Source organism: Actinoplanes sp. TFC3, from assembly GCF_001553785.1.
Lineage (GTDB): Bacteria > Actinomycetota > Actinomycetes > Mycobacteriales > Micromonosporaceae > Actinoplanes.
In genome coordinates, this window is record NZ_LOJP01000001.1 from 1702483 (window position 1) to 1727666 (window position 25184).

24 protein-coding genes are annotated in these 25184 nt (G+C 70.4%); 10 read left to right on the forward strand and 14 right to left on the reverse strand.

The window, feature by feature from the left end; all coding sequences use genetic code 11:
• The 9 genes from TFC3_RS07720 to TFC3_RS07760 are packed head-to-tail and all read right to left on the reverse strand — an operon-like array spanning position 1 to position 8807.
• Positions 1–684, reverse strand: a complete 684-nt coding sequence (locus TFC3_RS07720) for a hypothetical protein (protein ID WP_067497388.1) — start codon at positions 682–684, stop codon at positions 1–3.
• On the reverse strand, positions 681–2396 hold the full coding sequence (locus TFC3_RS07725; protein WP_067497391.1) for an asparagine synthetase B: 1716 nt from the start codon (positions 2394–2396) through the stop codon (positions 681–683). The genes TFC3_RS07720 and TFC3_RS07725 overlap by 4 nt, the downstream gene beginning before the upstream one ends.
• Positions 2396–3478 carry an ATP-grasp domain-containing protein gene (locus tag TFC3_RS07730; protein ID WP_067497394.1) on the reverse strand — a complete coding sequence of 361 codons (1083 nt, stop codon included), beginning with the start codon at positions 3476–3478 and terminating at the stop codon, positions 2396–2398. Before TFC3_RS07730 ends, TFC3_RS07725 begins: the two co-directional genes overlap by 1 nt.
• Complete coding sequence (locus TFC3_RS07735; protein WP_067497397.1) at positions 3478–4563, reverse strand: hypothetical protein; 1086 nt, start codon at positions 4561–4563, stop codon at positions 3478–3480. The genes TFC3_RS07730 and TFC3_RS07735 overlap by 1 nt, the downstream gene beginning before the upstream one ends.
• Positions 4560–5513, reverse strand: coding sequence for a class I SAM-dependent methyltransferase (locus TFC3_RS07740; protein WP_067497400.1), 954 nt, complete (start codon positions 5511–5513; stop codon positions 4560–4562). Before TFC3_RS07740 ends, TFC3_RS07735 begins: the two co-directional genes overlap by 4 nt.
• Positions 5494–6066 (reverse strand): DUF6875 domain-containing protein, encoded by a 573-nt coding sequence (locus TFC3_RS07745; RefSeq protein WP_067497402.1) that lies wholly within the window; start codon positions 6064–6066, stop codon positions 5494–5496. Before TFC3_RS07745 ends, TFC3_RS07740 begins: the two co-directional genes overlap by 20 nt.
• A complete protein-coding gene (locus TFC3_RS07750; RefSeq protein ID WP_067497405.1) occupies positions 6063–6836 on the reverse strand; it encodes an aspartate/glutamate racemase family protein in 774 nt (257 codons plus the stop codon). Before TFC3_RS07750 ends, TFC3_RS07745 begins: the two co-directional genes overlap by 4 nt.
• 13 nt (positions 6837–6849) lie before the next feature.
• Positions 6850–7773: a threonine/serine dehydratase gene (locus tag TFC3_RS07755; RefSeq protein ID WP_067497410.1), complete on the reverse strand. Its 924-nt coding sequence runs from the start codon at positions 7771–7773 to the stop codon at positions 6850–6852.
• Positions 7770–8807: an LLM class flavin-dependent oxidoreductase gene (locus tag TFC3_RS07760; RefSeq protein ID WP_067497413.1), complete on the reverse strand. Its 1038-nt coding sequence runs from the start codon at positions 8805–8807 to the stop codon at positions 7770–7772. The genes TFC3_RS07755 and TFC3_RS07760 overlap by 4 nt, the downstream gene beginning before the upstream one ends.
• A 475-nt stretch (positions 8808–9282) precedes the next feature.
• Between TFC3_RS07760 and TFC3_RS07765 the strand changes: the two genes are divergently transcribed.
• From TFC3_RS07765 to TFC3_RS07795, 7 genes are read left to right on the forward strand one after another with little or no spacing between them, the layout of a single operon-like run.
• Complete coding sequence (locus TFC3_RS07765) at positions 9283–9723, forward strand: type II toxin-antitoxin system RatA family toxin (RefSeq protein WP_067497416.1); 441 nt, start codon at positions 9283–9285, stop codon at positions 9721–9723.
• Positions 9723–10721: a hypothetical protein gene (locus TFC3_RS07770; protein ID WP_067497419.1), complete on the forward strand. Its 999-nt coding sequence runs from the start codon at positions 9723–9725 to the stop codon at positions 10719–10721. Before TFC3_RS07765 ends, TFC3_RS07770 begins: the two co-directional genes overlap by 1 nt.
• Positions 10718–11242 (forward strand): hypothetical protein, encoded by a 525-nt coding sequence (locus TFC3_RS07775; protein ID WP_153040133.1) that lies wholly within the window; start codon positions 10718–10720, stop codon positions 11240–11242. Before TFC3_RS07770 ends, TFC3_RS07775 begins: the two co-directional genes overlap by 4 nt.
• Positions 11239–11508 (forward strand): acyl carrier protein, encoded by a 270-nt coding sequence (locus TFC3_RS07780; RefSeq protein ID WP_082771916.1) that lies wholly within the window; start codon positions 11239–11241, stop codon positions 11506–11508. The genes TFC3_RS07775 and TFC3_RS07780 overlap by 4 nt, the downstream gene beginning before the upstream one ends.
• Positions 11505–12716 carry a beta-ketoacyl synthase gene (locus TFC3_RS07785; protein WP_067497428.1) on the forward strand — a complete coding sequence of 404 codons (1212 nt, stop codon included), beginning with the start codon at positions 11505–11507 and terminating at the stop codon, positions 12714–12716. The genes TFC3_RS07780 and TFC3_RS07785 overlap by 4 nt, the downstream gene beginning before the upstream one ends.
• Before the next feature lie 19 nt (positions 12717–12735).
• Complete coding sequence (locus TFC3_RS07790) at positions 12736–13749, forward strand: SDR family oxidoreductase (protein ID WP_067497431.1); 1014 nt, start codon at positions 12736–12738, stop codon at positions 13747–13749.
• Complete coding sequence (locus TFC3_RS07795; protein WP_236718026.1) at positions 13746–14237, forward strand: flavin reductase family protein; 492 nt, start codon at positions 13746–13748, stop codon at positions 14235–14237. The genes TFC3_RS07790 and TFC3_RS07795 overlap by 4 nt, the downstream gene beginning before the upstream one ends.
• 44 nt (positions 14238–14281) lie before the next feature.
• Here TFC3_RS07795 and thrS read toward each other — a convergent pair whose 3' ends face one another.
• Entirely contained in the window at positions 14282–16279 is a 1998-nt protein-coding gene (gene thrS / locus TFC3_RS07800) for a threonine--tRNA ligase (protein WP_067497434.1), read from the reverse strand.
• 124 nt (positions 16280–16403) lie between these two features.
• Between thrS and TFC3_RS07805 the strand changes: the two genes are divergently transcribed.
• Genes TFC3_RS07805 through TFC3_RS07815 form a run of 3 tightly spaced genes read left to right on the forward strand, consistent with a single transcriptional unit; the run spans position 16404 to position 21406 of the window.
• Positions 16404–18650, forward strand: coding sequence for an MMPL family transporter (locus TFC3_RS07805; protein ID WP_067497437.1), 2247 nt, complete (start codon positions 16404–16406; stop codon positions 18648–18650).
• Positions 18647–19804 carry a hypothetical protein gene (locus tag TFC3_RS07810; RefSeq protein ID WP_067497440.1) on the forward strand — a complete coding sequence of 386 codons (1158 nt, stop codon included), beginning with the start codon at positions 18647–18649 and terminating at the stop codon, positions 19802–19804. The genes TFC3_RS07805 and TFC3_RS07810 overlap by 4 nt, the downstream gene beginning before the upstream one ends.
• A gap of 9 nt (positions 19805–19813) precedes the next feature.
• Positions 19814–21406 carry a GH3 auxin-responsive promoter family protein gene (locus TFC3_RS07815; RefSeq protein ID WP_067497444.1) on the forward strand — a complete coding sequence of 531 codons (1593 nt, stop codon included), beginning with the start codon at positions 19814–19816 and terminating at the stop codon, positions 21404–21406.
• Positions 21407–21465: 59 nt separating this feature from the next.
• Here TFC3_RS07815 and TFC3_RS07820 read toward each other — a convergent pair whose 3' ends face one another.
• The 4 genes from TFC3_RS07820 to TFC3_RS07835 form a co-directional block, all read right to left on the reverse strand.
• Entirely contained in the window at positions 21466–22386 is a 921-nt protein-coding gene (locus tag TFC3_RS07820) for a hypothetical protein (protein WP_153040134.1), read from the reverse strand.
• Positions 22383–22853, reverse strand: a complete 471-nt coding sequence (locus TFC3_RS07825) for an RNA polymerase sigma factor (protein ID WP_201787131.1) — start codon at positions 22851–22853, stop codon at positions 22383–22385. The genes TFC3_RS07820 and TFC3_RS07825 overlap by 4 nt, the downstream gene beginning before the upstream one ends.
• Before the next feature lie 54 nt (positions 22854–22907).
• Positions 22908–24227, reverse strand: coding sequence for a hypothetical protein (locus TFC3_RS07830; protein WP_153040135.1), 1320 nt, complete (start codon positions 24225–24227; stop codon positions 22908–22910).
• Between the two features lie 117 nt (positions 24228–24344).
• Complete coding sequence (locus tag TFC3_RS07835) at positions 24345–25142, reverse strand: SDR family oxidoreductase (protein ID WP_067497456.1); 798 nt, start codon at positions 25140–25142, stop codon at positions 24345–24347.
• Positions 25143–25184: the final 42 nt, after the last annotated feature.

Below are 25184 nucleotides of genomic sequence, written 5' to 3' on the forward strand. Positions count from 1 at the left end.
CTACGCGCACCCACAGGGGAGGGCCAGTTGCGGCCGGCCTGACTCGGTGGCCAGCACTTGCACGACGCGCCGGTGCACCTCGGCCGGCTGCGCGGTGCCGTCGACCACGGTGAACCGGCTGAACTCGTCAAGCTCCACATAGGCCCGCCGGTACCGGGTCAGCGTGTCGACGGTTTCCACCCCGTGCCCTCGCTCGCGGGTGCGCCGGGCGGCCAGCGCCGGGTCCACGTCGATGAAGATGGCAACGTCGGGTTCCGGGATGCCCGCGTGCAGCGCCCGTAGCAACGGTTCCGCGTCGGTGCCCTGCAAACGGTCGGTGGCGTAATGGCAGTACGTGTACCGGTCGGCCACCAGCACCGCGTCCGGCCGGTCCTCCAGCAGGTGGGCCGCCGCGTGCAGGCTGGTGGCCTTGGTGACCGCCCACGCCAGGTACGCGGCCTTGTCGCCGAGCAGGGAGGCGTGATCGGGGTGGCCCTGCGAGCGCGCGTAACCGTCCAGCGCACCGCGGATCGCCCCGCCCGCGTCGTTGGTCAGCGGCAGCGCGTCGACCCCGTCGGCGCGCAGGTGCCCGGCGAGCAGCCGGGTCTGGGTGGTTTTGCCGGCGCCGTCGATGCCCATCAGGGCAACCGTGCGGTGGCGCCACACGCGTTCTTCGACGGCGACCGGCGAGAGGCTCGTGCTCATGACAGCTTCACTCCCGACAGCGCCGACCAGCGCACCAGGTTGGCCAGGGCCCACAACAACCGCTGCTGACGGCGGGTCACCTGCTCGGCGGTGGCCAGGGCTCGTACCGCATCGGCATTGCAGAACCCGAGGGCGTCCACCGCATCCGAGCCGGTGAGCACCCCGCGCGCCCAGCCGCCGGCGCGTTGCATCGTGATGGCCATCTGCTGCTTGCCGGGGCGCTGCGCGGCCACGCTGCCCCGGTCGGACAACATCTTGTGCAGCACCTGCTTGCCGAGCGCGGCCTTACCCATCCGGGCGCCCCGGCTCAGCCCGGCCGCGATCACCGCGGTGTCCAGCAACGGCGGCCGGTTCTCCACCGACCAAGCCGTGTGCGCGTGGTCCTCGATGCGCAGGATCTCCTGCAGGAAGCTGCGCAGGTACAGCATCTGGAACGCCGACAAGGACGACACCTCGGCGGCCGGTCCGGCCAGGGCACCGATGTCGCGGTCCACGTCTTCGAACGCGGTACGCCACCCCGGCGCGACCGTGTGCAGATCGGCCAGCTCGCCATTCGCGGCAATACCGGCGAGCTCGCCCAGCCCGGCGTCCGCGGCTTCGGCGTACCGCTTGTAGCCCAGGAACACCTCGTCGCTGCCCTGCCCGGCCAGCAGCAGCGGCACCTTGTCCTCGCGGGCCGCCCGCGCCACGAAGTACGGCGTCAGCGCGCCCGGTGACATGATCGGCGCATCCAGGGTGGCGATGAACGCGTCGATCTCGTGGGTGGCCTGCTGCTCGGTGAGCCGCAGCAGCCGCTGGCGCAGCCGGTTCTCCCCGGCGACCTGCGCGGCCCACCACGCGTCCCCGCGCGGGCCGGCCGGATCCGGGTCGTACTCCAGCGTGTACGCCGGTGCCCCGGCCGCCCCGGCCAGCACGCACACCAGGCTGCTGTCGACACCGCCGCTGAGGTGGAACCCGAGCGGCACGTCGCTGACCAACCGGCTCGTCACCGCGTCGGCCAGCAACCCGGGGATGTCCTCGTCCTCGGACCTGACGTCCAGGGCCAGCATGTCCAGGGTGGCGAACGGCACCTCCGCGGCGGTGCCGCCGGTCCACACCAGCGCTGTCCCGGGGGCCACGCTGCGGACTCCCTCGTACCAGGTGCGGGGTGGCACCGGGTAGTTGAACCGCAGGTAGGCGGCGATGCCGTGCGGGTCGGCGGTCAGCGGCACCCCGAGCGCGGCCAGCCCCTTGATCTCGGAGGCGAAGTGCAGCCGGCCCTCGTGCACCGTCCAGAACAGCGGCTTGATGCCGGCCGTGTCGCGGGCCAGGATCGTCTGCCCGGTGCGCTCGTCGCGGATGACACAGGCGAACTCGCCGCGCACCCGGGCCAGCCCGGCGATGCCGTCGCGCAGGTAGACCGCCAGCAGCGAAGCGATGTCGCCGCCGCACGGATGCACCGACGCGGCGGTCTCGACGGCCAGCTCGTCGAAGTTGTAGACCTCGCCGACGCCGTACAGCGTGACCCGGCCGTCACCGGAGCGGAACGGCTGGCGCCCGGCGTCGAAGTCGGCGCCGACCGCCCGGATCGCCAGCCGGCGGTAGCCGATGGCGTACCCCGGGCCGCTGCTGATCTGCCCGTCGTCGGGGCCGCGATGAAACAGCCTGCCCAGCGCGGCTTCCAGCGGCCCGGGACCCGCGCCCGGGCCCGCTGTTCCGGCGATGCCGCACATCAGGTGGCCACTTCGATGATCTCGTCGACCAGGACCCGGCCGGCGCTGGTGCGTTCGCGGCGCACCACGGTCCGCCCGGCCGGGGCGTCGTCATCCGGTCCGCGGCGCAGCCCGGCAAACGCTTTCGCCTCGGTGCGGGTCACGGCAACCGGGGTGCCGACGAACGCGGAGATGGCCAGGTCGTCGATGTCCACGCCGTACGCATGCTCGACCAGGTCGGGTACGAGCCCACCGGTGGGACGCGGGGAGAACTCCAGGAACGTCAGCCCGTCCTCGGGTCCCCACAACGCCTCGACCTCGTACACGCCGGGGCGCACCCCCAGGTACGAGCTCAGGCCGGTGAGCAGCTTGTCGAGTTCGGCCAGCCCATCGGTGCCCAGCCCGGCCGGGGTGCCGAAGCCGCGCCACGCGAACGAGGTGTTGGCGGTGGCCACGCTGCGCAGCCCGCGGGTCGGGAACGACACGGCGATGTCACCGTCGTAGACGTACGGCACGGACAGGAATTCCAGCGGCGACAGGTCCGGCTCAATGACGAAGCCGTCGAGCACCTCGGGGATGTCGGCGTAGAAGTCATCGGCGTAGCGCTTGCGCAGCGGCCACGCCGACGGGTCCGCGGCGACCTGCTGGTACGCCGCCCACTGCTCGGCGTTCTCGATCCGGTTGACGAGCTGGCTGGCGAACCCGAAGTCCGGCTTGACCACGAACGGGAACTGCACGTCGAGCCCGGCCGCTTCGCCGAGCCGGAATGCCCGCTTCGGTGCGGTAGCCATCCCTCCGGCCTGCAGCAGGTCGGCCATGGCGACCTTGGTGACCGCGGTGAGGCAGGAGTGCGGGAAACCGATTTCGCCCAGCGGCAGCTCGCGGTGCACGAAGTAGATGCCAAGTTCGTGCAGGCACAGGATCCGGGCGTCCAAGTCGCGCAGCAGGTCGCTGACGTCGGTGGTGGTGACGTCGCGCAGGTCGGCACCCGTGTCGTCGCCGTGCGGGACGTCCGGGTGGGTCAGCACCACATAGCTGGTGCCGGCGCAGTGCCGCCGGATCGCGGCGAGCTGGCGGGCAGTGGGGAAGACGAAGATGAGCATTACGAGGCCTCCTGCGGGATCGCGTGTGGCTCGATGTCGTACGGCAGCACCTTGTTGCGCTGGGCGGTGACCGCGCTGATGCCGTACCGGATGAGATCGGTCAGCCGGTAGCCGCCGCGTTCGAGCATCACCGGGAAGACGCTGCCCTGCATGAGCCCGGGCATCGAGTTGGCCTCGAGGATCACCGGGCGGTCGCGCCGGCGGTCCCAGATGATGTCGAAGCGGCACCACAGCCGGAAGCCCATGAGCCGGTACACCCGCAGGCAGATTGCCGCCAGCTCCATGCCCGCGCGGCTCATCGGGTCGACGAACTCCACCGACACCAGCCCGTCGCGGTGTTTCTCGTCATGACCCAGCAGCGGGCTGTCCGTCTCGGCGCGCACGATCGGCAGCACGTGCGGGCCCTCGGCGTCCTCGAACACCCCGATCGTGTGCTCGTCGCCCTCGATGTACTCCTGCACCAGCGCGAACGTGTCGTAGTCGCTGATCGCCCGCACCGCAGCGGTAAGCGATTCCACGTCGGGCTTTTCCAGGTACGTCGTGAGCAGCGAAGCGCCCATGCTGTTGGGTTTGACGACACAGGCGCGCCCGGCCAGCGCGGCCAGCGCGTTGGCCGGCCCGTGCCGCGGGTCGTCGGCGCGGATGATCCAGCTGTCCGGCATAGCCAGGCGCGGCTCCACGGCCACGGCGGCGGCCGAGAACGCCAGCTTGTGCATCGACACCGCGGCCGCCGCGACCGGGCCGAAGCTGCCCGTCAGGTCGAAAACCTCGGCCAAGCCCTGCCAGGCGCCGTCCTCGCCCTCGGTGCCGAACAGCAGCGAGAACACCGGGGGGCCGGAGCGCAGCTGGTCGACGAGTTCGGCCGGGGTCAGCGGCTTGGCCGAGCCGGTGTTGATCAGCGCGTCGATGCCCGGGGGCAGGCCCTCGTGCCGCCAGGCGGTGCCGTCGCGGCCGATGTAGACCACGGCTGCGACGGTGAACCCGGCATCGGCGGCCAGCACCCGGGCGAGGTGGTCGTACGAATGCAGGCTCGCGTCATGCTCGGTCGATCGCCCACCGGCGAGCAGCGTCAACTCGGTACTCATGCGGAAACCACCTCGTCGCGGGCGCCGATGAACTCGCAGCGCAAGTAATGCATGTCTGGGTCGTCACGGTGGGTACGGACGGCGAACCGGCCCGCGAACAGCCCGGCCACCTGCTCGTCGGTGAGTCCGAATTTCTCGGTCGTGAACGGCTGCGCGGCCAGCCAGGTGGCCGGGCGTGGCTTGAACATCCGGCTGTGCAGCACGCCGCCGGGGCGCAGCACGCGGCAGATCTCGTCGACCGAGCGGCGCCGGGTGTCGTCGTCGAGGTAGTGCAGGCAGCCCACGTCGACCACCGCGTCGAACGAATCGCTGTCGAACGGCAGGTCGTCGGCGGACGCCACCTCGAAGCGGGTGCCCGGCACGTACACCCGGCAGCGTTCGACGGCCAGCGGGGACACGTCGATGCCGGCCACCTCGTGACCCCAGCGGCGCAGGATGCGGGTGTTCTTGCCGTGCCCGCAGCCCAGGTCGAGCACGCGGCTCGGCGCGGTGTGCTGCAGCGCGGCGTACGCGGGAGTCTCGGCCGGCACGAAGTTCCACGGGGTACTCAGCGGTTCGGCGTAGACGCCGTCGGCGTCGTCGGCCTTGTCGGTGCGCAGCGGGAACGGGCCGGCCGGGCGGGTCAGCACACCCGGTGCGACGATGGTGAAGCCGTCAGCGGTGAGATCGGCGGCTTGGGCTCGTACCGTCAGAGGGGCTTGGGGAAAGACTTTCTGCGCGGCTCGGGCGGCCACTCGCAGGCCATCGAGCTGCGCGGCATCGGGATCGGTGCCCGCGTCGCCGTGCCAGGTCAGCTCGACGACGGAACCGTCACCGGCAGGGGTGACCACAACGATGCCGGTGCGCTGCGGGGTCAGGACCTCAAGCTCGCTGGGCCGGTCGGGATGCACGATGCCGGCCACCGCGCTGGCGTCGCCGACGGCGAAGATCTCAGGAGGATCGCTCGGCATGACTTCTCCACTCTTGATAACTGGGGTAGTACTGGGGCTGGGAACGCAAGAAAAGCTCGTCGTGCTTGGTGAGGTAGCGCAGCGCGATCAGCGGCATCGGTGAGGTGGCGACCTTGACCTCGCCGTTGCGCACGCTGCGGTCGTCGCATTGGGGATAGAACTCGCCGCACGTCATGCCGGACCGGATCAGGTCGAGCTTGATGCGCGCGACCAGCGTGGTGACTTCCTGCTCGCGTTGGGCGTCGGGCAGGACGATGAGCAGGCTTTTGTGCACCGAGCGAGGGTCGGAGCGGGTCGGCGCCGCGTTCAGGAACGCTTGGGTCTCCCGGCGCACGGCCGTCTCTGTCGCTGTCGATTCCGGGGATCCGGGTACGACCACAGCGAACAATTTCCGAGCGTCCAACGATGGCCGGACGAACGGGCACAACGCGCCGGGCCGGCCGAGTTCGGGAGCCGGTGCCGCAACGGTGCCGACCAGCCAGTCCATCAGCCGCTGCGCCGGTTCGGCACCGAGCAGCGCGGAGGCGTCGGAAACCTCGCTCCAGCCCTTCACCGTGCGGCTCCGGCGAGCACGTCCTGTTCGCCGCGCAGCCACGTCACACCGTGCCCGGCGAGCGTCTGCAGCGAACCGATCGCGGGAATGCCGGCCACCTGGTCGAGCCCGAGGGTGTCCAGGTCGGTGCAGGCGAGCAGGACCACATCGGGGCGGCGTACGGCCACATGCGCCGCCACCATCTGCTCGATCGCGGGCCACAGGCCGGCCAGGTTCTCGCTGATCGCCCGCTGGATCAGGGTCTCCAGCCAGTCCTGGTCGCCGGAGTCCAGATAGGTCACCGTGCAATCGCGCTCGCGCAGCAGGCCACCGTAGTAGTCCAGGCGCACGGTCGCCCCGGTGCCGAGCACCAGCACCCGCGACCCGGCCGGTACGGCCTGCGCGGTCAGCTGCGGCATGTGCGCGACCTGCGGGGCTTGCGTGCCGAGCCGGGCCCGTACGGCGGGTAGCAGCGAGTGCAGGGTGTTGCAGGGCAGCAGGACGTGCCCGGCGCCCGCGGTGGCCAGCACCCGCACCGAGCGCACGAGCTGGTCGGTGAGGTGCTCGGCGTCCTCGCCCGCGTCGTCGCCGGCCACGAACGCGACCTCGCTGCGCACCTCGAACGGCAGGTTGTGGATGACGATGTCGGGGTAGTGCCCGCTGCCGCGCGGATCGCTGAGCGCGACCAGGCGCTCGTAGAGCCACGCGGTGGCCAGGGGACCGACGCCGCCGATGACGCCGATGCGCCGCCGCCGGGCTGGTTCCCCGGGCTCGGATGCCGTTGGTTGCACGAGAACCTCGCTCTCAGTCTTCGCCGGCGGACAGGTCGCGGTGGTCTTCCACGACGGCCCGCCACAGGGATTCGTCGATGTTTCCGCCGGACAGCACGCACAGGCTCGACCCGCCCGCGCGGTCCGCGCGCAGGCCGGCCACCGCAGCGGCGCCCGCCCCCTCGACCTGTACGCCGGCGGTGCGCCACACCCAGCGCATCGCCTCGGACAGCCCGGCCGCGTCGACCAGCACGATGCGGCCCCGGTGGCGCCGGGCGGTGGCGAATGCGATCTCGCCGACCAGCGCCACCGCCAGCCCCTCGGCCTGGCAACCCATCGGCACCGGCACCTCGACGCGGTGCCCGGCGGCCAGCGACCGGTGCATCGCCGGGATGGCGGCCAGCTCGACGCCCACCACCTCAACGCCGGTGCCCGCCATCGCGTCCAGCGCGGCGGCGTACAGGCCACCGCCGCCGACCGGCACGTACACCCGCTCGGGGTGGCCACCGATCTGCTCCAGGGCCTCGTCGAACAGCCGCCGGTGCCCGGCGATGATGTCGGGATGGTCGAAGCTGGGGACGTACGCGCAGTGCCGGCGCGCGGCGTCCTCAATGGCGCTCTGCCGGGTCTCGTCGTAGGTGCTGCCCGAGATGACCACCTCGGCCCCGGCCCGGCCGAGTTTGTCCAGCTTGATGTCGGGGGTCCCCTTGGGCACGAGCACCCGCACGCCGCGCTGCAGCGCAGCTCCGGCCGTGCTCAGCCCGAGGCCGTGGTTGCCGGTGGAGGCGGTGACCACCTGCGGGTCGGCGTTGCGCAGCAGGTAGTTGACGTTGCCCCGGAACTTGAACGCGCCGGTGACCTGCTTGGTCTCGTCCTTGAGGTAGGTGGTGGAGCCGCCGTCGGCGATGGCGTGCAGCGGCGTGCGCCGGACCAGGTCGTAATACCCGCGGCTGCTCATCGCACGGCCGCCGCCTCCGGCGCGGCCGCCAGGTGCGGCAGGACTTCGCTGGCGAACAACGCCAGCGACTCGTCGGCCCCGGCGGCCACCGGGCTGCCGAAGTGGCTCATCACGGAGATGTCGGTGACGCCGCGCCGCTGCCAGTCGAGCACCTTCTCGCGCAGCAACTCCGGGGGCCCAACGAGCAGCTTGCCGGGGTACAGGTCGTCGAAGCCGTGCGAAGTGAGCGACAGACCGGCGGTGGGCTTGAAGGACTGCTGCACCCCGGTGAGGTAGGAGTCGACGGCCGGGCGGGCGTGCCGTTCGGCCTCGGCGGTGCTGGTGGCGGCGTACATGAGCTGGTTGGCCAGGATCCGCGGGGCGGTGCCGTCCGGGTGCCCGGCCGCCTGCCATGCGCTCAGGTACGCCTCGATGGCCGCGTCGACCTCGTCGTCGCTGCGGTTGTACGGGTTGAGCATCAGCCCGTGCCCGGCTGTGCCCGCGTGCCGGCAACTGTCCAAACTGGTCGACACGGCCAGCCACACGGGCACCCGCGGCTGCGCCGGGCGGGGCAGCAGGTCGGGCCCGCTGCCATCGCCATCCAGGCGTGGACCGACCGGGCCCGAGCCGCTCAGGTACGCCTCGATGGCCGCCAGCCCGGCGGCGAACCGGGGGCCGCGCTCGGCCATGTCGACGCCGCGCCCGGCGAACTCCGGGGCAACGAAGCCGCGGCCCACGCCGAGTTCCAGCCGGCCGCCGGACAGCGCGTCCACCATCGCGAACTCCTCGACGGTGGTCTGCGGGTCGCGCAGCGGCAGGATGGCGGCAGCGGTGCCCAGCCGCAGCGTGTGCGTACGGGCGGCGAGGTGGGCCAGCAGCACGCCGGCCAGCGGCACGATGCCGCCGTAACGGTTGAAGTGATGCTCGGCGATCCAGAAGCCGTCGAAGCCGTGGGTTTCGGCTGCGCACGCCAGGGCGACGAGGCGCTCGTATTCCGGTCCGGCAGGTGTCTCCGGGTCGGCGGACAAGGGAATGCTCATGACGTGGAAGCGCATGCGAACTCCGCGGGGGAAAGTGATGCGAAGGCGACCCGCCATCGCGGGTAATGCCGAGTGCGGAAAACCGCAGAAGCGCGGACCCGAAACGTCGGCGATAGAGCCAACGGGACTCTAAGCGCACCAATCTCGATTGAGCAACTGCGATCCCTCGAAAAGTTCATGAGACTTACTCACGAATTAACGCGGGCGTCGGTCCACTGTGCAGTGGCGCACCCCCCATGATCAGGAGATTTGCCTTTTGGGGCAGGTCAGAGGGTGTATCCCGCTCATGCACGTTCGTTCGTTCCGGTGTGTACAGTCGCGCACACAAACCGATCGCCGAGCGTTGCCGGCGGCCCCGGCGTCATAAGCTTCGGCCCGTTGTTAACACCTGTAACTGTCGCTTGGCGCATAGACGGCCGCCGTTGCCGAACGGTGTCCCGGCGATTGCTGTGGCCAGCGGTGGGCCGGGTGCAGCTCGTTGAGGAGGGTCATGCCCGTCGTAGAAGAAACCCTGGTCATCGCCGCTCGGGCCGATGATGCCTGGGCCACGGTGACCGACGTTGAGGCCTACCCTGAGGCCACGCAGATCGTGCGCTCGGTGCGGATCATCGAGCACTTGGACGCCAGTCAGCGGCTCGCGGAATGGTCGGTGCTGCTGCGCGGGTCGGTTCTGCAGTGGGTGGAGAAGGAGATGCTCGACCACGATCGCCGGGTCGTCACGTTCTCCCAGGAGAGCGGCGACATGCAGGCGTTCAATGGCTACTGGTCGGTAGTACCCATTGACGAGGGAAAATGCTCGGTGACGTTGTACGTCGACTTTGAGATTGGTATTCCGCTGCTCGCCGACATGCTCAATCCCATCGCCGCCACCGCGTTGCGCGAGAGCGCCCACTCCATGCTTTCCGGCCTCGAACAGCGGGTGCTGCGGTAATGGACGCTGACGTTTCGCGTGGCCATCTGCAGACGTTCCTGGCCCGCCGCGAGCACACCATCGACGACCTCACCGATCAGATTGCCGGCAGCTTCGGCGAACCCGAGCTCGTGGTCGCCGCCGGCTCGGTGCAGCAGGGCTTCGGCAACGAGGAAAGCGACGTCGACCTGCTGGTGTTCGTCGACGCGCAGGTCACCAACATCCCGATCTCCTCGCACGTGCTGGGCCTGCCCGTCGACATCAACTACCTGTCGCTGGACTGGACGCGCTCGGTCGACGAGCTGCTCGCCACCCCCGGCTACGACGGCGTGCTGGTCAACCGCACCGACTGGAAGGACTCGCTGCGCCGGTTCCAGCGCGTGGGCCGGCTCGCTGTGAGCCTGCCGCTGGCCGGTGACGACAAATGGCTGGCGTGGCAGGCGGCCCTGGCCGCCCCGGTCACCGAGTACGCGGTGCACTGGTGGAGCCGAGAGGCCCTGCGTCAGCGGACCGCCGCGCGGATGCTGCGCGACACCGACCCCCGGCTGGCCGCCCAACGCTACTGTGACGCCGGACTTGCCGCGCTGGAGATCGCCGCCGCGCGGGTCGGTGAGCTGTACGTGGGCGCCAAATGGATTCTGGCCAAGCTGCAGCGCAGCGCCGCCCCCGAGCTCAGCGACACCTACCGGTTCCTGACCACCACACCGGTACGCGCCGGCGAAGCCAAGGGCTACAACGACGCGGTCGAGGACATCCTGCAGAGCCTGCACCCGTTCCCGGCCGACCCTGTGGTGCAGTTCGCGCTGATGCCCGACGTGGAACGCAGCGAAATCCGCGGTCGTACCCTGCTGCACCGCTGGGGGACACGCGGCGTGGAAAGCACCGCCGCAGGTTTCGGCGACAGCGGCGACGACCGGGTGATCTGGCGCGGGCCCGCCTCGGCCCTGGACGACGAGACGGTCCTGCTCGCCCGGCAAGGGCTGGTCTGGCTGTCCATCACGGACGGAGAACAAGCGTGAGGGCCACGGCTGTTGACGACGCGCGCCGGTGGATGGCCTTCCACAGCATCGGCACCTATCACCTGCTGATGGACGTGCACGCCAGTGTCGAGGACTTCGTGGGCGCTGCTCGCGACGCTCGCATCGGGGTGGCCGCCTGGTCCGCGCGCTCGGTGGTGCTGCGCTGCCTGGGTTTGCGCTCGCTGGCCGCCGGCGGCGGGGTGCCCGACTTTGACGACCCGCTGACCGACCCGTTCGCCGGGCTCAGCGACGAGGTGGTCGAGCAGGGCCTGCAGCTGATCGCGCGCAGCGCTGCGGCCCGGGACCAGGCCGAGCTTGATGAGGTGACCGAGCAGTTGCTGGCGTACGCCCGTGCCTTCGAACGCGACCTCGGGTTCACCGGAAAGCCGCCGTCGATCCGGCGCCCCGAGGGTCTCTACCCGGCGCTGCGGCTGGCCCGGGAGGTGCTGCCGCTCAACGAGGCGTCCGGTTACCCCCTCGCGCTGCCGAGCGACTGGATGCCCCAGAAGAAAGAGGGATGAGCATGTCCGAGCCCGAGACGATGCAGATCGTGCGCAAGGCGATCGGCGAGGTCCTCGGCGTCGCACCGGAAACCATTGCCGGCGGTGACGACCTCGTCGACAGCTACAACGTGGACAGCCTGGAACTCATGGAGATCGGCGTGCGCATCGAGCGGGCCCTCGGGGTGCGCATCGACGTCGACCAGATCCGCGACGTACGCACCCCCAACGACGTGGTGGCCTACGTCGCCACGCTGCCCAGCGCCCCGCACGGGGTGAAGGCATGAGGCGCGTTGTGGTCACCGGGCTGGGGGCCAAGACCCCGGCGGGGTTGACCGCCCGGCAGTCGTTCGAGGCGCTGCTGGCCGGCAAGTCCGCCGGTCAGCTCGTCGGTCACCTGGTCGACGCCGCGGTGCAGCCGCCGCTGGGCTGCCCGGTCACCGGGTTCGACGCCGGCGCCTATTTCGGCCATCGGGAGCTGCCGGGCCTGGACCGTACGGCCCGGCTGGGCATTGCCGCGGCCCGGGACGCGGTGGCCGACAGCGGCTTCGAGCCCACCGGCGATCCGGTGCGCTACGGCGTCGCCGTCGGCGTCGGCGGCACCGGGCCCGCGGTGGGCGGTGCCGGGGTGGCCCGCGGCGACATCCGCCTCGACGCGTACACCGCCGCCCGCTCGATGCCCAACACCACCGCCGCGGGCATCAGCAAGCACTTCGGCCTGCGCGGGCCCTCGATGACGTACTCCACCGCCTGCGCCAGCGGCAGCAACGCCATCGGCGAGGCGCTGCGGATGATCCAGTACGGCCGGGTGGACGCGGTCGTCGCGGGTGGCGCGGACAGCCAGTTCGACCCGGTCATCATGGACGCGTTCCAACGCATCGGCGCCCTGTCGTCACGCCACGACGCCCCGCACGAGGCTTCCCGCCCGTTCGACGCCGGACGCGACGGCTTCATCATGGGCGAAGGTGCAGCCTTCTTGGTGCTGGAGGAGCGCGAGCACGCCGAGGCTCGCGGCGCGCGCATCTACGCCGAGCTGGCCGGGTACGGCACCAACTGCGACGCCTTCCACATCGTCATGCCCCGCCGCGACGGTTCGGTGGCCGCTGGCTGCATGAGTGAGGCCCTCGCCGACGCCGGTCTCGACCCGGCCGAGGTGGGCCACATCAACGCGCACGGCACGTCCACCCCGCGCAACGACCAAGCCGAGGCCAAGGCCATCGCGCAGGTGTTCGGCGCCACCCCGCCACCGCTGACTGCCCCCAAAGGCGTGGTCGGGCACATGTTCGGCGCCGCCGGCTCGTTCGAGGCGGTGGTCACCGTGCTGAGCCTTGAGCAGAAGCTGCTGCCACCGGTCGCCAACTTCGAGCGCCCCGACGACGGCGTGCAGCTCGACGTGGTGACCGGCACTCCGCGCGCCGCCGAGCCCGCGCCCGCCATCAGCAACTCCTTCGGCTTCGGCGGTCACAACTCGACGCTCGTGTTCCGGCCGGCCTGAGAACTCTGGAGAGCGAACCGTGCAAATTCTGGTAACCGGCGCGGCCGGCGTCGTCGGCACCGAGGTGTGCCGCAAGCTGACCGCCAAGGGCCATACCCCGGTGCAGGTGGCCCGGCGCGCCCCGGCGGGCAGCGACGTGATCGCCTGGAACATGGGCAGTGAGCCCGCCCCCGAGCACCTGCGCCGTGACTGGGACGTCATGGTGCACACGGCCGCCTCGACCCGGTGGACCATGAGCCGCGACGAGGCCACCAGCGCCACGATCGCCCCGCTGCGCGCCGCCCTGGAACTCGCCGGCCCCGGCACCCACCTGGTGCACGTGTCCACCGCCTACCTCGCGCACGGCGGCACCGCCGCGTCGGGCGTCCCCGAGTTCGACGGCTACCGCAACGGCTACGAGTGGTCCAAGTCGATCTGCGAGGGCCTGGTCGGCGGGCACCCGGGGGCCGCCACGATCGTGCGCCCGCCGCTGATCCTGGGCCGGCGCGACGACGGCGGGATCGCCCGGTTCAGCGGCCCGTACACGCTGCTGCAGACCCTGGTGTCGGGGCTGGCCGCGGTAGTCGTCGGCGAGCCGGACGGCTACGCCGAGATCGCCCCGGTGGACCAGGTCGCCGACGCCGTCGTCGAGGCCGCGCTGGGTGTGCCCCCGGCCGAGCGGGTCATCGAAACCGTCGCGGCCGGTAGCCACTGCCTGCAGCTCACCCGGATGCTCGACATCATCCTGGGCTCGATCAACGAGTGGCGCGCCGGTCAGGGACTCGATCCGGTGCCGCGCCCACCGATGCTCTCGGCCGACCAGTGGCACCGCTTCTACCTGCCGCTGGTGCACGAATACCTGTCGCCGGTGCAGGCCGAGGCGGTTGAGCTGCTGGGCATGTTCGAGGCGTACACGAGCATGCCCGAGCCGTTCGAGCCGACGTCGGTGGTGTCCGACCCGGCCGAGGTGCTGCGCCGCTCGGTGGCCTACTGGATGGCCACCAAGCCGCGGCTGGCCCGGCGCACCCCGGAACCCTGGCAGCTCGTGGCGTGACTTCCCACGACGCGTTCCGTGCGGCCATGGCCCGGGTGCCGGGGCCGGTCGCCGTGGCCACCACCATCGACGCCGCCGGGCGCCGGTGGGGCTTCACGGCCAGCTCCTTCACGTCGCTGTCGCTGGAGCCGCCGCTGGTCATGGTGTGCCTGGGCAAGGCGGCCAGCACCCACGCGGCTTTCACCGGCACCGGTGCCTTCCTGATCAACGTGCTGGCCGTGGATCAGGAGGGCGTGGCCCGCCAGTTCGCGCGTTCCGGGGTGGACCGCTTCACCGGCGGTGACATGGTGCCGTGCGAGCTGGGGCTGCCCGGGCTGCCCGGGGCCGCCGCCCGGGTGGCGTGTGACCTGCACACGGTGGCCGACGGCGGGGATCACAGCATCCTGATCGGCCGGGTGACCGCCACGTTCACCGGCGCCGCCGAGCCGCTTGTCTATTACGAGCGCACGTTCACGCGTCCGGCCGCGATGATGCGAGTCCCCGGTTGATCCCGCCTGCCCTGGCGAGCGCGGCGGGATCACCCGGGACCCGATCACTCCTGCGGCGCGGACGGTCCCACATTCACGCGCGAGCGCACCACGTCGACCACGTGTGCGACCGCCTCGTCCAGCGAGACGCCGTTGCGCTGCGAGCCGTCGCGGTAGCGGAACGACACGGTGCCGGCGTTCACGTCGTCGTCACCGGCGATCGCCATGAACGGGATCTTCTGCTGCTGGGCGGTGCGGATCTTCTTCTGCATGCGGTCGGTCGAGTGGTCGACCTCGGCGCGGATGCCCTGCTCACGCAGCTTGGCGGCGAACTGTTCGAGGTAGTCGGCGTGGTCGTCGCGGATCGGGATGCCGACCACCTGCACCGGCGACAGCCAGGCCGGGAACGCGCCCGCGTAGTGCTCGGTCATCACGCCGAAGAACCGCTCGATCGAGCCGAACAGCGCCCGGTGGATCATTACCGGCTGCGGGCGGGTGCCGTCGGCGGCCTGGTATTCCAGCCCGAAGCGCTTGGGCTGGTTGAAGTCGACCTGGATGGTGGACATCTGCCAGGTCCGGCCGATCGCATCCTTGGCCTGCACGCTGATCTTGGGGCCGTAGAACGCCGCGCCACCCGGGTCCGGCACCAGCGTGAGCCCGGACGCGGTAGCCGCCGTGCGCAGCGCCTCAGTGGCTTCCTCCCAGTCCTTGTCCTCGCCGATGAACTTGGGCGAGTCGTCGCGGGTGGACAGCTCCAGGTAGAAGTCGTCGAGACCGTAGTCGCGCAGCAGCTTGAGCACGAACTCCAGCAGCGAGGTCAGCTCGCCGGGCATCTGGTCGCGGGTGCAGTAGATGTGCGAGTCGTCCATGGTCAGCCCGCGCACGCGGGTCAGGCCGTGCACCACGCCGGACTTCTCGTAGCGGTAGACCGTGCCGAACTCGAACGCCCGCAGCGGCAGCTCACGGTAGGAACGCCCGCGCGACTTGAACACCAGGTTGTGCATCGGGCAGTTCATCGGCTTGAGGTAGTAGTTCGCGCCCTCGAACTCGATGGGCGGGAACATGGTGTCGGCGTAGTAGGGCAGGTGCCCGGAGGTCTCGAACAGCTCGCCCTTGGTGATGTGCGGGGTGTTGACGAACGAGTAGCCGGCCTTCTCGTGCTGCTCGCGCGAGTAGTTCTCCATCTCCCGGCGGATGATGCCGCCCTTGGGGTGGAACACCGCGAGCCCCGAGCCGATGTCGTCGGGGAAGGAGAACAGGTCAAGCTCGGCGCCCAGCTTGCGGTGGTCACGGCGGGCGGCCTCTTCGAGCATCTTCAGGTACGACTTCAGCTCGTCGCGGCTCGGCCACGCGGTGCCGTAAACGCGCTGCAACTGCGGGTTGCGCTCGTTGCCCCGCCAGTAGGCAGCCGCCGTGCGCATCAGCTTGACCGCCGGGATCAGCCGGGTCGAGGGCAGGTGCGGGCCGCGGCACAGGTCACCCCACACCCGGTTGCCGTCCTTGTCGAGGTTGTCGTACGCGGTCAGCTCGCCCCCGCCGACCTCCATCACCTCGTTGTCGTCGACATCGCCCTTGATGTCCACGAGTTCCAGCTTGTACGGCTCGTGCGCCAGCTCGGCCTTGGCCGCGTCCAGCGACTCGTAGCGGCGGCGCTTGAACGTCTGCCCGGCCTTGATGATCTCCTGCATCCGCTTCTCGAGCTTGGGCAGGTCGTCGGGCTGGAACGGGGTGGCGACGTCGAAGTCGTAGTAGAAGCCGTTCTCGACCGGCGGGCCGATGCCGAGCTTGGCCTCGGGGAAGACGTCCTGCACGGCCTGGGCGAGCACGTGCGCGGCCGAGTGGCGCAGCACGTCGAGCCCGTCCGGTTCGTCCATGGCGACCGGGGTGACCTCGGCGTCCTGTTCGGGCGCCCAGTCCAGGTCGCGCAGCCGGCCGGTGGCGTCGCGCACCACCACGATCGCCTTGGGCCCGGAGGACGGCAGACCGGCCGCGGACACCGCGTCCGCCGCCGTTGTCCCGGCCGTGACGACGACGGCCTCGGCTCGGGTACGGGGTTGGGCCACGGTGGGTCTCCTGTCGCACAGTCGGCCCGGCGTCTCCGGGCCACCCCCCGATGTTATCCGGCGCTATTCGTGCTCCCGCATCCGGCGCGACCAGTGCCATTGTTGGGCGAAGGAGTGCCCGGCGATGAGTGAGCGACAAAAACGCCGCGGTGCGTTGGAAGCAGTCGGGCGATGGTGTTTCGGTCACCCCTTTCTTGTCATTGTGCTGTGGTCGGCGATCGCCGCTTCCGGAATGGTGCTCTCCGGTAGCCTGCTGAATCGGCTGGTCGACGGCCGGCTACCCGATGCGCTGGAAAGCGTGCACGCGCAGAACCTGCTGGCCGGCAGCGGCCCGCAGACCGAGCAGATCGTAGCCATCGTCGATCACGTCGACACCGCCGCGGCGCCGGTCCGCAGCCGGTTGGACGCCGCGTCGGCGGACGTGGGTCGCATGCCCGAGGTCACCGGGTCCACGAACTCCCTGAGCGCCGGCGTCTCCGGCGGGATCACCGTGCCGGGCGAGCTGCGCGCGGACACCGTCCTGCTGACCAGCCAGGTCGGTGCCGAAGCCGAGGCGACCCCTGCGGTCACCGAGCGCCTGCACCGCCTGCAGGCCGAGCTGCGCGCCGCCGGGCAGCCGCAGGCGAGCGTGCGGGTGGGCGGTGACGCGGCCCTGGACCTGCAGGCCGGTGACACCTTCGGCGAAGATCTGCACCGCTCCGAGCTGCTGTCGCTGCCCCTCACCATGCTCATCCTGGTCGTCATCTTCGGCGGCATCGTCACCGCGTGCCTGCCGGTGCTGGCCGCCGCCGCCTCGGCCACCGGCGCGTTCCTGGTCCTGTACGGCTTCACCCACCTCATGGACGTCACCCAGAACGGGCTGACCCTGGTGACCCTGCTCGCCCTGGGCCTGTCCATCGACTACTCGTTGCTGCTGGTCAGCCGCTTCCGCGAGGAACTCGACGCCGGGTACGTCCCGGCCGAGGCCAGCGCCCGGGCCACCCGGCTGGCTGGTCGCACCGTGGCCTACAGCGCCCTGACCGTGATGGTGGCGCTGGCCGGGCTGATGGCGTTCTCCTTCGACGACCTGTCGACGCTGGGCGTGGCCGGGGTGTCGGTGACGTTCGTGTCGCTGCTGGCCGCGCTCACCCTGACCCCGGCGATGCTGGGCGTCACCCGGCGCCGGCAGTACCTGGGCTCGCACACCATGGGCCCGGACGGCAAGCCGCGCCACCACTGGGTCAACCGCAACCTTGCTTCCGACCTGGGCATGTTCGCCGGGCTCGCGCGCTTTGTGCAGCGCCACGCGGTGATCGTGCTGCTGGCCACGGTCGCGATCCTGCTGACCGCCGCAGCGCCGCTGGCCACGGCCACCATCAAGGTGCCCCGGCTGGAGGCGTTGCCGGGTGACCTGGAGCCGGTGGCCGTCGCGCATGAGCTGCAGGACCGCTTCGGTGCCAACCCGCCGGCGATCACTGTGGTCGCCGAGTCCCCGGCGCCGTTCCTTGCGGACTGGGCGCGCGACTGGGCTCACGACGACGCCGTGGCGCAGGTGACACCGGCCCGGCAGATCGACGAAAGGCGCTCCGCGGTCAGTCTTGTGCTGCGCGGTGCAGTTCAGGATCGTGCTGCCCGCGACTTGGTCACCCGGGTCCGGGCGCATCGACCGGCGGCGATATCCTCGATCACCGGGGAAGCGGCGGTTCTCGAGGACATTGTCACCAAGCTGCGCGAGGAGCTGGTCACGGCGGTCGCGGTAACGGTGGGCGCCATGTTCGTGCTGATGTTCGCGATGACGGGTTCTGTGGTCGTACCGCTGAAGGCTCTTGTCACAAATCTGATCTCGCTCGGGGCCTCGTGTGGCGTGCTGGTGCTGGTCTTTCAGGACGGCCGGCTGGCCGGGCCGCTGGACACGCTGACCATCGGCGGTCTGGACCCGTTCACGCTGATCATCGTGTTCACCATGGCGTTCGCGCTGAGCATGGACTACGAGGTGTTCCTGCTCGGCCGGGTCCGCGAATATGTGCGCGGCGGGCAGAAGACCGACGTGGCCGTGCGCCGCGGCCTGCAGAAAACCGGCCGGATCATCACCTCGGCGGCGCTGCTGATGTGTGTGGTGTTCGGCTGTTTCGCCACCGCCCGGATGGCCCGCATCGAGCAGCTCGGGCTGGGCCTGACCGTTGCGGTGTTCATCGACGCGACCATCGTGCGCTGCTTCGCGTTGCCGGCCTCGATGACGCTGATGGGCGCGTGGAACTGGTGGAGCCCGGCACCGCTGCGCTGGCTGCATCGCTTCGTCGCGCTGGAGGAAGCCGGCGAGGACGGCCCGGCGCCGCGCCCGCTCACCCCCGGACCGGCCTTGGCAACAGAAATGGAGATGGTGGTCAAATGACGTCGGCAACCGTTCAGCAATTGGCGGCGGCGGACACCCGGATACGTTCCGGGGAATTGTTCGTCGTCCCGGTCACCATCACCCCGACCAAGCCCTTGACACCCACTCATGTCAAAGGTCTTTTATGGACCGACATTCTGGTACGGGCCACCGCGCGCATTCTGCCGGTGACGCTGGTCTGGAATCCGCGGATGGCAAATCTGACCACGCAGACCACGGCGTTCTGGCACTACCTCGACGCCAGCGAGCCGGGCACCAACTGGTCGCAGGCCACCGAGGGTGAGATCGGCCTGCGCTATGTGCGCTTCCACGCCGAGGGTCAGCCGCCGCACCCGCGCGAGCTGGACCCGTACTTCGAGCGCGTCGAACGCGAGGGCTGGATCCACCCGGCCGCGCGCCGGCTGCTGGAGCTGTGGACTGCTCAGCTGAACCACCTGGGCGTCACCGATCCCGGGCTCACCGCGGTGCGGCCGCTGGCCTGTGGCGAGGACGAGCTGCTCGACCGGCTGCGCGAGCACGACCTGCTCGTCGACCACGCGCGCTACGGCGGACCGGTCTACTTGGACGGTCCGCGCTGGGGGCTGCCGCTGCGCCAGGTCGTCGGCGCGGACGCGCATGCCAACTACCTCGTACCGATCCTGCGGGACCTGCTGCCGGCGATCCAGCCCGGCCGCACGTTCCTGCTGCTCTACGACGACGGGCTGAACCCCGATTACGTGCTGCTGGAACGGGTGCTGCAGGAATTCGGCGCGGACGTCAGCCGGCTCCCGCTCAGTCGCGTGCCGATCGACGGGGCCGTGCGTTCCAGCCGGTACGGCGGGTGGACCGGGTCCACACTGGGTGATCTGACCGGCCTGTTCGGCGATGTCGAGGCGAGGACGTACCGGTTGGGCATGCGCCTGTATTTCGCCGGGACCCTGCACCGCGGCTCCCCGCAATCGTTCGACGTCGCCATGCTGCGCCGCTGCATGACCCGCGCGCAGCGCATCCTCGGCCAAGCCCCGGACAACGGCTCCCAGGACGCCGACCTGCGGCTGCTCAACCGGTGTCTGGGCCGCGACCACACCCATGTCGACCCGTACCGGCTCACCACGACCCTGCTCGGCAAGCGCGCCGAACCCCTGCACCCGTGGCTTGCCGGCATCTACAACTAGGAGGGAAAGATGGACGCCCAACGCATCCTGGGGGAGTACCAGCGGCTGCTCGAAGCGCTGGAACACCCCGGCACCGTGCAGCGTGACCTGCTGACCGACATCCTGCGCGAGAACGGCAACACCGAGTACGGCAAGGAGTACGGCCTGGCCGAGGTGCGCACGATCGACGAGTACCGCCGGGCCGTGCCCATCCGGACCCACGAGGAGATGATGCCGTGGATCGAGCGGGCGATGGCCGGTGAACGCAACGTGCTGACCGCCGATGACCCGGTCGTCTACTTCTCGTCCAGCGGCAGCACCGGCCGGGAGAAGCACATCCCGATCACCCGGACCCACATGCAGCGCACGTTCCTGCCCTTCTACCACGCGGCGTTCGCCACTTTGATCCGTACGCTGCCCTCGGCGGTGTCAGGCGGCGTGCTCAACCTGTGGCAGGATCCGAGCGCGCCCATCGCCCGCACCGAGCACGGCCAGCCGCACATCGGCCCGAGCCAGGTCGACTACACCAAGTTCGGCGAAAGCCTCTCGGTCGGCCCCGGCAACGATGCGCCCTGGGCCAGAATCCCGGAGGAGCTGGCCGGCGCCAACCCGTACGACCGCGCCTACTTCAAGCTGCGCCTGGCCGCCGAGCAGAACATCCGCCTGCTCATCGGGATCAACCCGGCGATGGTGTCGGGGCTGGTCTACCAGCTGGGCCAGCAGTGGGAGCGCCTGGTCGACGAGATCCGCGAAGGCACCCTCGGCGGACGCCCGCACAGCGAACCCAACCCGCAGCGCGCCGACGAGATCGCCGGATACGCCAAGACCTTCGGTACGGTCACGCCCTACCACCTGTGGCCCAACCTGGCCGGCATCGTGGTCTGGAACAGTGCCCTCGCCGCGCTGTACCTTCCCCGCGTCCGGGAAACCTTCGGGCCAGGCGTGCAGCTGTTCACCGCCCCGATCGCGTCCTGCGAGGGCCCGGCCGGCGTCCCGGTCGACCGCCACCCCAGCGGCGCCCCGCTGTATGTGCCCGGCTGCTTCTACGAGTTCATCCCGGCCGAGCAGCAGATCACCGCCGGCAGCGAGACTCTGCTGGCCCACGAGCTCGAGGTCGGTAAGGACTATCACCTGCTGCTCAGCCACTTCGGCGGGCTGTACCGCTGCGCGGTCACCGACATCGTGCGGGTCGTCGGCTACGTCGGTCGCACCCCGCGCATCGAGTACGCCGGGCGCAACATCACCCGCTCGGCCGCCGGGGTGCAGTTGGGCGAGGCGGCGGCGGTGCGCGCGCTGACCGCGGCCTGCGGCGACACCGGTACGGAGATCCGCAACGCCACGTACCACCTAAGCGACGGCCGCTACCAGATCGCCGTGGCCGGCCGGCTCACCCAGGGTTTCGCGGAGGCGCTGGACCTGCGGCTCGCCGAGCAGTCCGAGGACTACCGCACGGCCCGCGGGCAGGACGCGTTGCAGCCGATCGAGGTGATCGGCGTGCACCCCGACGCGTTCTTTCACGAGTGGGAACGCACGATCCGCGCGGGTCAGCGTCCGCCGCGGGTCAAGGACCGGGTGTTCCTGCCCGCCGAGGAAGCGTGGCAGCGCATCACCGCCGACGTCTGATCCCGCAAGGAGCAGCCGCTGCCGGCCCGGCCCCTCTGTGGCCGGCAGCGGCGTCGGTCTCATACCGGCCTGAGCCACGGATCGGGTTGCAGGGCCACGAATCCGATGTCCGCGAGCTTGTCGTAGAGCTGCGGCGTCAGCATGACCATCGCCGGGCGGACCGTGTCGTCGGTCGCGCTGAGGTAGATGCCGTTCGCCGGGTTGTCCATCAGCTTGGCCACGGCCCGGCCCACGGTGCTGGCGACCTTCTGCTGATCGGCGAGGCTGGGCCGGCCGGACTGGTCGCTCACGCACAGGTTGCCGGGGTAACGCTTTGCCAGCTCGGTGCGCGCCCGGCCGACATCACCGTTGACCACCTCGACCACCAGCACCTTTCCGCCGTTACCGGAGGCGACCCAGGGCGTACGGAACTGGTCGGGGTGGTCCTGCTCGATGTAGGTGGTCAAAGCCGTGCGGTCGTCGGAGGATTCCGGCCATCCACCGGCGGGTGCGGCACAGGGCGGGTTGACCGGCGGGCCGGCGTCGACCGGCTCGTTCGGCGCCGGGCTCTGCTGCTTGACCTCCAGCACACCCGAGCGCCAGACCCCGGCCAGATGCACGTCACCCGGCTTGACGTCGACGCCGGTCACCGGCACGAAATAGCGGCAGCCGGCGGGGGAGCCCAGCGGTTGCGGCGCGGGCGCACAGAAATGCACCTGGCCACCGGCTTTCTCCAGGGTTCCGGACCCTTCGACCGTGTCGCCGTCATGCACCACCAGGTCCGCCGCCGCGCCGGCCGCCACCGGGTCGGTCAGCTCCGCGGGCTTGTGCACCAACCACACCGTCACGCTCACCGCGGCCACCACCGCTGCGGCCGCTGCGCTGACCGGGAACCACGTGGTCGACCGTCGCGGGATTGCCGGTTCGGGCGGCTCGGGTTGGGCGGCACGCCACTCCCGGCCCGCCTCGGTCAGCATGTCGTCGATGGGATCGCTCATCATCCGGCCACCTCCAGCAGGCTTCGCAGCTTGGCGCGAGCATCGGCGAGCGTGGACTTGACCGTCCCGGCGGAGCAGCCCATGACCGCTGCGGCTTCAACGGTGCTCAGACCGGCGAAGTACACGCAGTCCACCGCGAGCCGTTGCCGCTCGGTGAGCCGGTCCAGGGCGCGCCGCAGGTCGAGACGCTCGTCCGGGATCCCCGCCGGGTGCTCGGCCTCCCGCGCCGTGAACAGCGGCCGCACCCGGCGTGCTGCCTTGCGGGCCTGGTCGGCGGTGATGGCCAGCAGCCACACCGACGGGGAGCCCCGGCCCGGGTCGTACTGGGCGCGTTTGAGCCAGGCCCGGGTCAGGGCTTCCTGCACGATGTCGTCGCGGTCGGCCTGCGGTGCCAGCCGGGCCGCCAGCCGGGCCATCGCGCCCAGATGCGGACGCACCCAGCCGGCGAAGTCACCCGGTTCGATTCTCACACCCTGCATACCCCCGCAAGGCGGTCGCCGGTTGGGTGGCGATCGCTATTTTCTTCAGCTGGTGACCAGGCTCGCTCCGGGGATCGTGTTGACGACCACCGACATGAGCGTGAAACCCACCCGGGAACTGCAGATCAATTGGGTACGAGCAGAGCACGCCCGCCGGTACTGACTGTGGAAGTCGGCCCACTGCATCATGCCGACGGCTCGCACCTTGCCCGTGCCGGCCGTGACGAACACCGGTCCGCCGCTGTCGCCGTACGTGGCCGCGGGCGCCGTGCCGCTGGAGGTCGCCACGATGGTGGACACCGCGCTGAACCCGTCGTTGAAGAACACCCCCGCGGCGAAGATCTTCAGGTTGCAGTGCACGCCGGAGTTGCCGCCGCTGGCGCACACCTTGTCGCCGATGCTGACCGCGCCGTACCCGATGACCTTCTTGTTGTATCCCGCCGCATTGTTGTAGGCGCCGTCGAACATCAGCGACGACCCGTGCGCGCTCAACTGGCGGCCCGCGCCGTCCCGCGAGTTCACCACGCCGTCGCCGTAGGTGCGGGCCGAGGCGTTGTACGGCTTGTAGTGATGGTTCCAGCAGTGCCGGGCCGTGGTCGTGTAGTTGACGCCGCCGCGGCGGATGGCGAACCCGGTGCTGCAGGTCGCCACGTTGTTGTTCGCACCCGAGTCGAGCATGTAGCCACCGGCGTTGTACGGCGCGTAGTCCTTGTCCCGGGTGGCCGCGATCGGAGCCGGCTCGGCGGCCGGGCCGTCCAGCGGCACGAACTTCGCCCGCACCCCGGCCGGGCTGGCGGCGAGCTTCAACGTGCGGCTGGCCGTCTTCGCCGCCGGCACGGTCTGCTCGGTGGGTGTGCCCTCGATGACCAGGCCGTCGTAGTCGGCGGTGACCGGGAACGCGCTGCTGACCTGGAAGCCGTTCAGGTCGGCCGGCTCCATCTCCAGCACCTCCAGCGCCGCGGCTTCCAGCGTCGGCCGGTCGTAGTCACGCGGTTCGACGCTCACCTCGATCCCGCGCTCGGCCCCGGCGTCGATGATGCTCTGCTGCAGCGGTGAATCCCCGTGCCACAGCAGGATGGTGCTGCTGTCCGCGGCGTCGTTCACGGACTCGATGTAGCCGCTGTCCGCGAGGCCCGGCTGCTCGTTGATCCAGGCCTTGAAGCCGGTCAGCTTGGCCTGCAACCCGTTGGGGTCGGAGGCGTCCACCACATCGGTGTCGTCGCCGGCGTCCACGACGACCGGCTTGCCGCCGTCGCCGCCACCGGCGCCCGGGTCGTCCGCATACGCCGGGGCGCCGGCGGTGGCGATGGACACCGCGACCAGCATCGCGGCCAGGGCACCTCTCCGGAACTGCTTGGCTGTCAAAGTCACTCCCCGTGGCTGTGCACCCGAACGCCTCGGGCGCGTACCGTCGAGAGTAGAACGTAAGGATCTCTCGCGTTGCCCCGTTCAGCGCGGCAGGTCGTGCCGGCAGTGCACCGTTCAGCGCGGCAGGTCGTGCCGGCGGTGCACCAGCTTTTCGACCAGCGAACCCGGCGTTACGCGGCGCAACGCGAACACGTAGGGCGCTCCGCTGCCGATGGCGTACAACGCTTTGGGCCGGCGTGCTCCGACCGCGGTGATGATGGTCTGTGCCACCTTCTCCGGTGATGTGCCGGCCTGCTCGTTGCGGCGCAGTGCGGACAACATTGTGGTGTAGTCGCGTTCATGGGGAGAGTTCTTGTGGACGTACGAGGTCCGCCGCTCGCTGATGCCGGTAGCAATGGATCCTGGCTCGACCGTCGTCACCCACACCCCGAATGGCGACAACTCATGCCGCGCGGCATCGGCGAAACCCTTGAGCGCCGCCTTCGAGGCGACATACGACGACCGATAGGCCAACGGAAACGAAGCCAGCATAGAACCGACCATCACCACCCGCCCGTACCCGCGTTCCCGCATTCCCGGCGTGGCCAGCTGCAACAATCGCAGCGGCCCGAAAACGTTCGTCTGAAAAAGCCGGGCAACAGCATCGGCCGGAAGCTCTTCGATCGGCCCGCTCTGACTTTCCCCAGCATTGTTGATGAGTACGTCCACAGCGCCCAGATCCTTCGCCACCCCCTCCACCGACTCGGGCACCGTCAGATCCAGCGCCACGTACTCGACACCGGCCACCGGGTCGGTGATCCGTTCCGGCGCCCGGCTCGTGCCGATGACCCGGTAACCCCGCTCGACCAGCGCGGCCGCGGTCACCTTGCCGATGCCGGAGGAAGCCCCTGTCACAAACGCCGTACGACTCATGCCCCCGACCCTATTGGTGCGAAGACGTGCAGGCCGTACAGG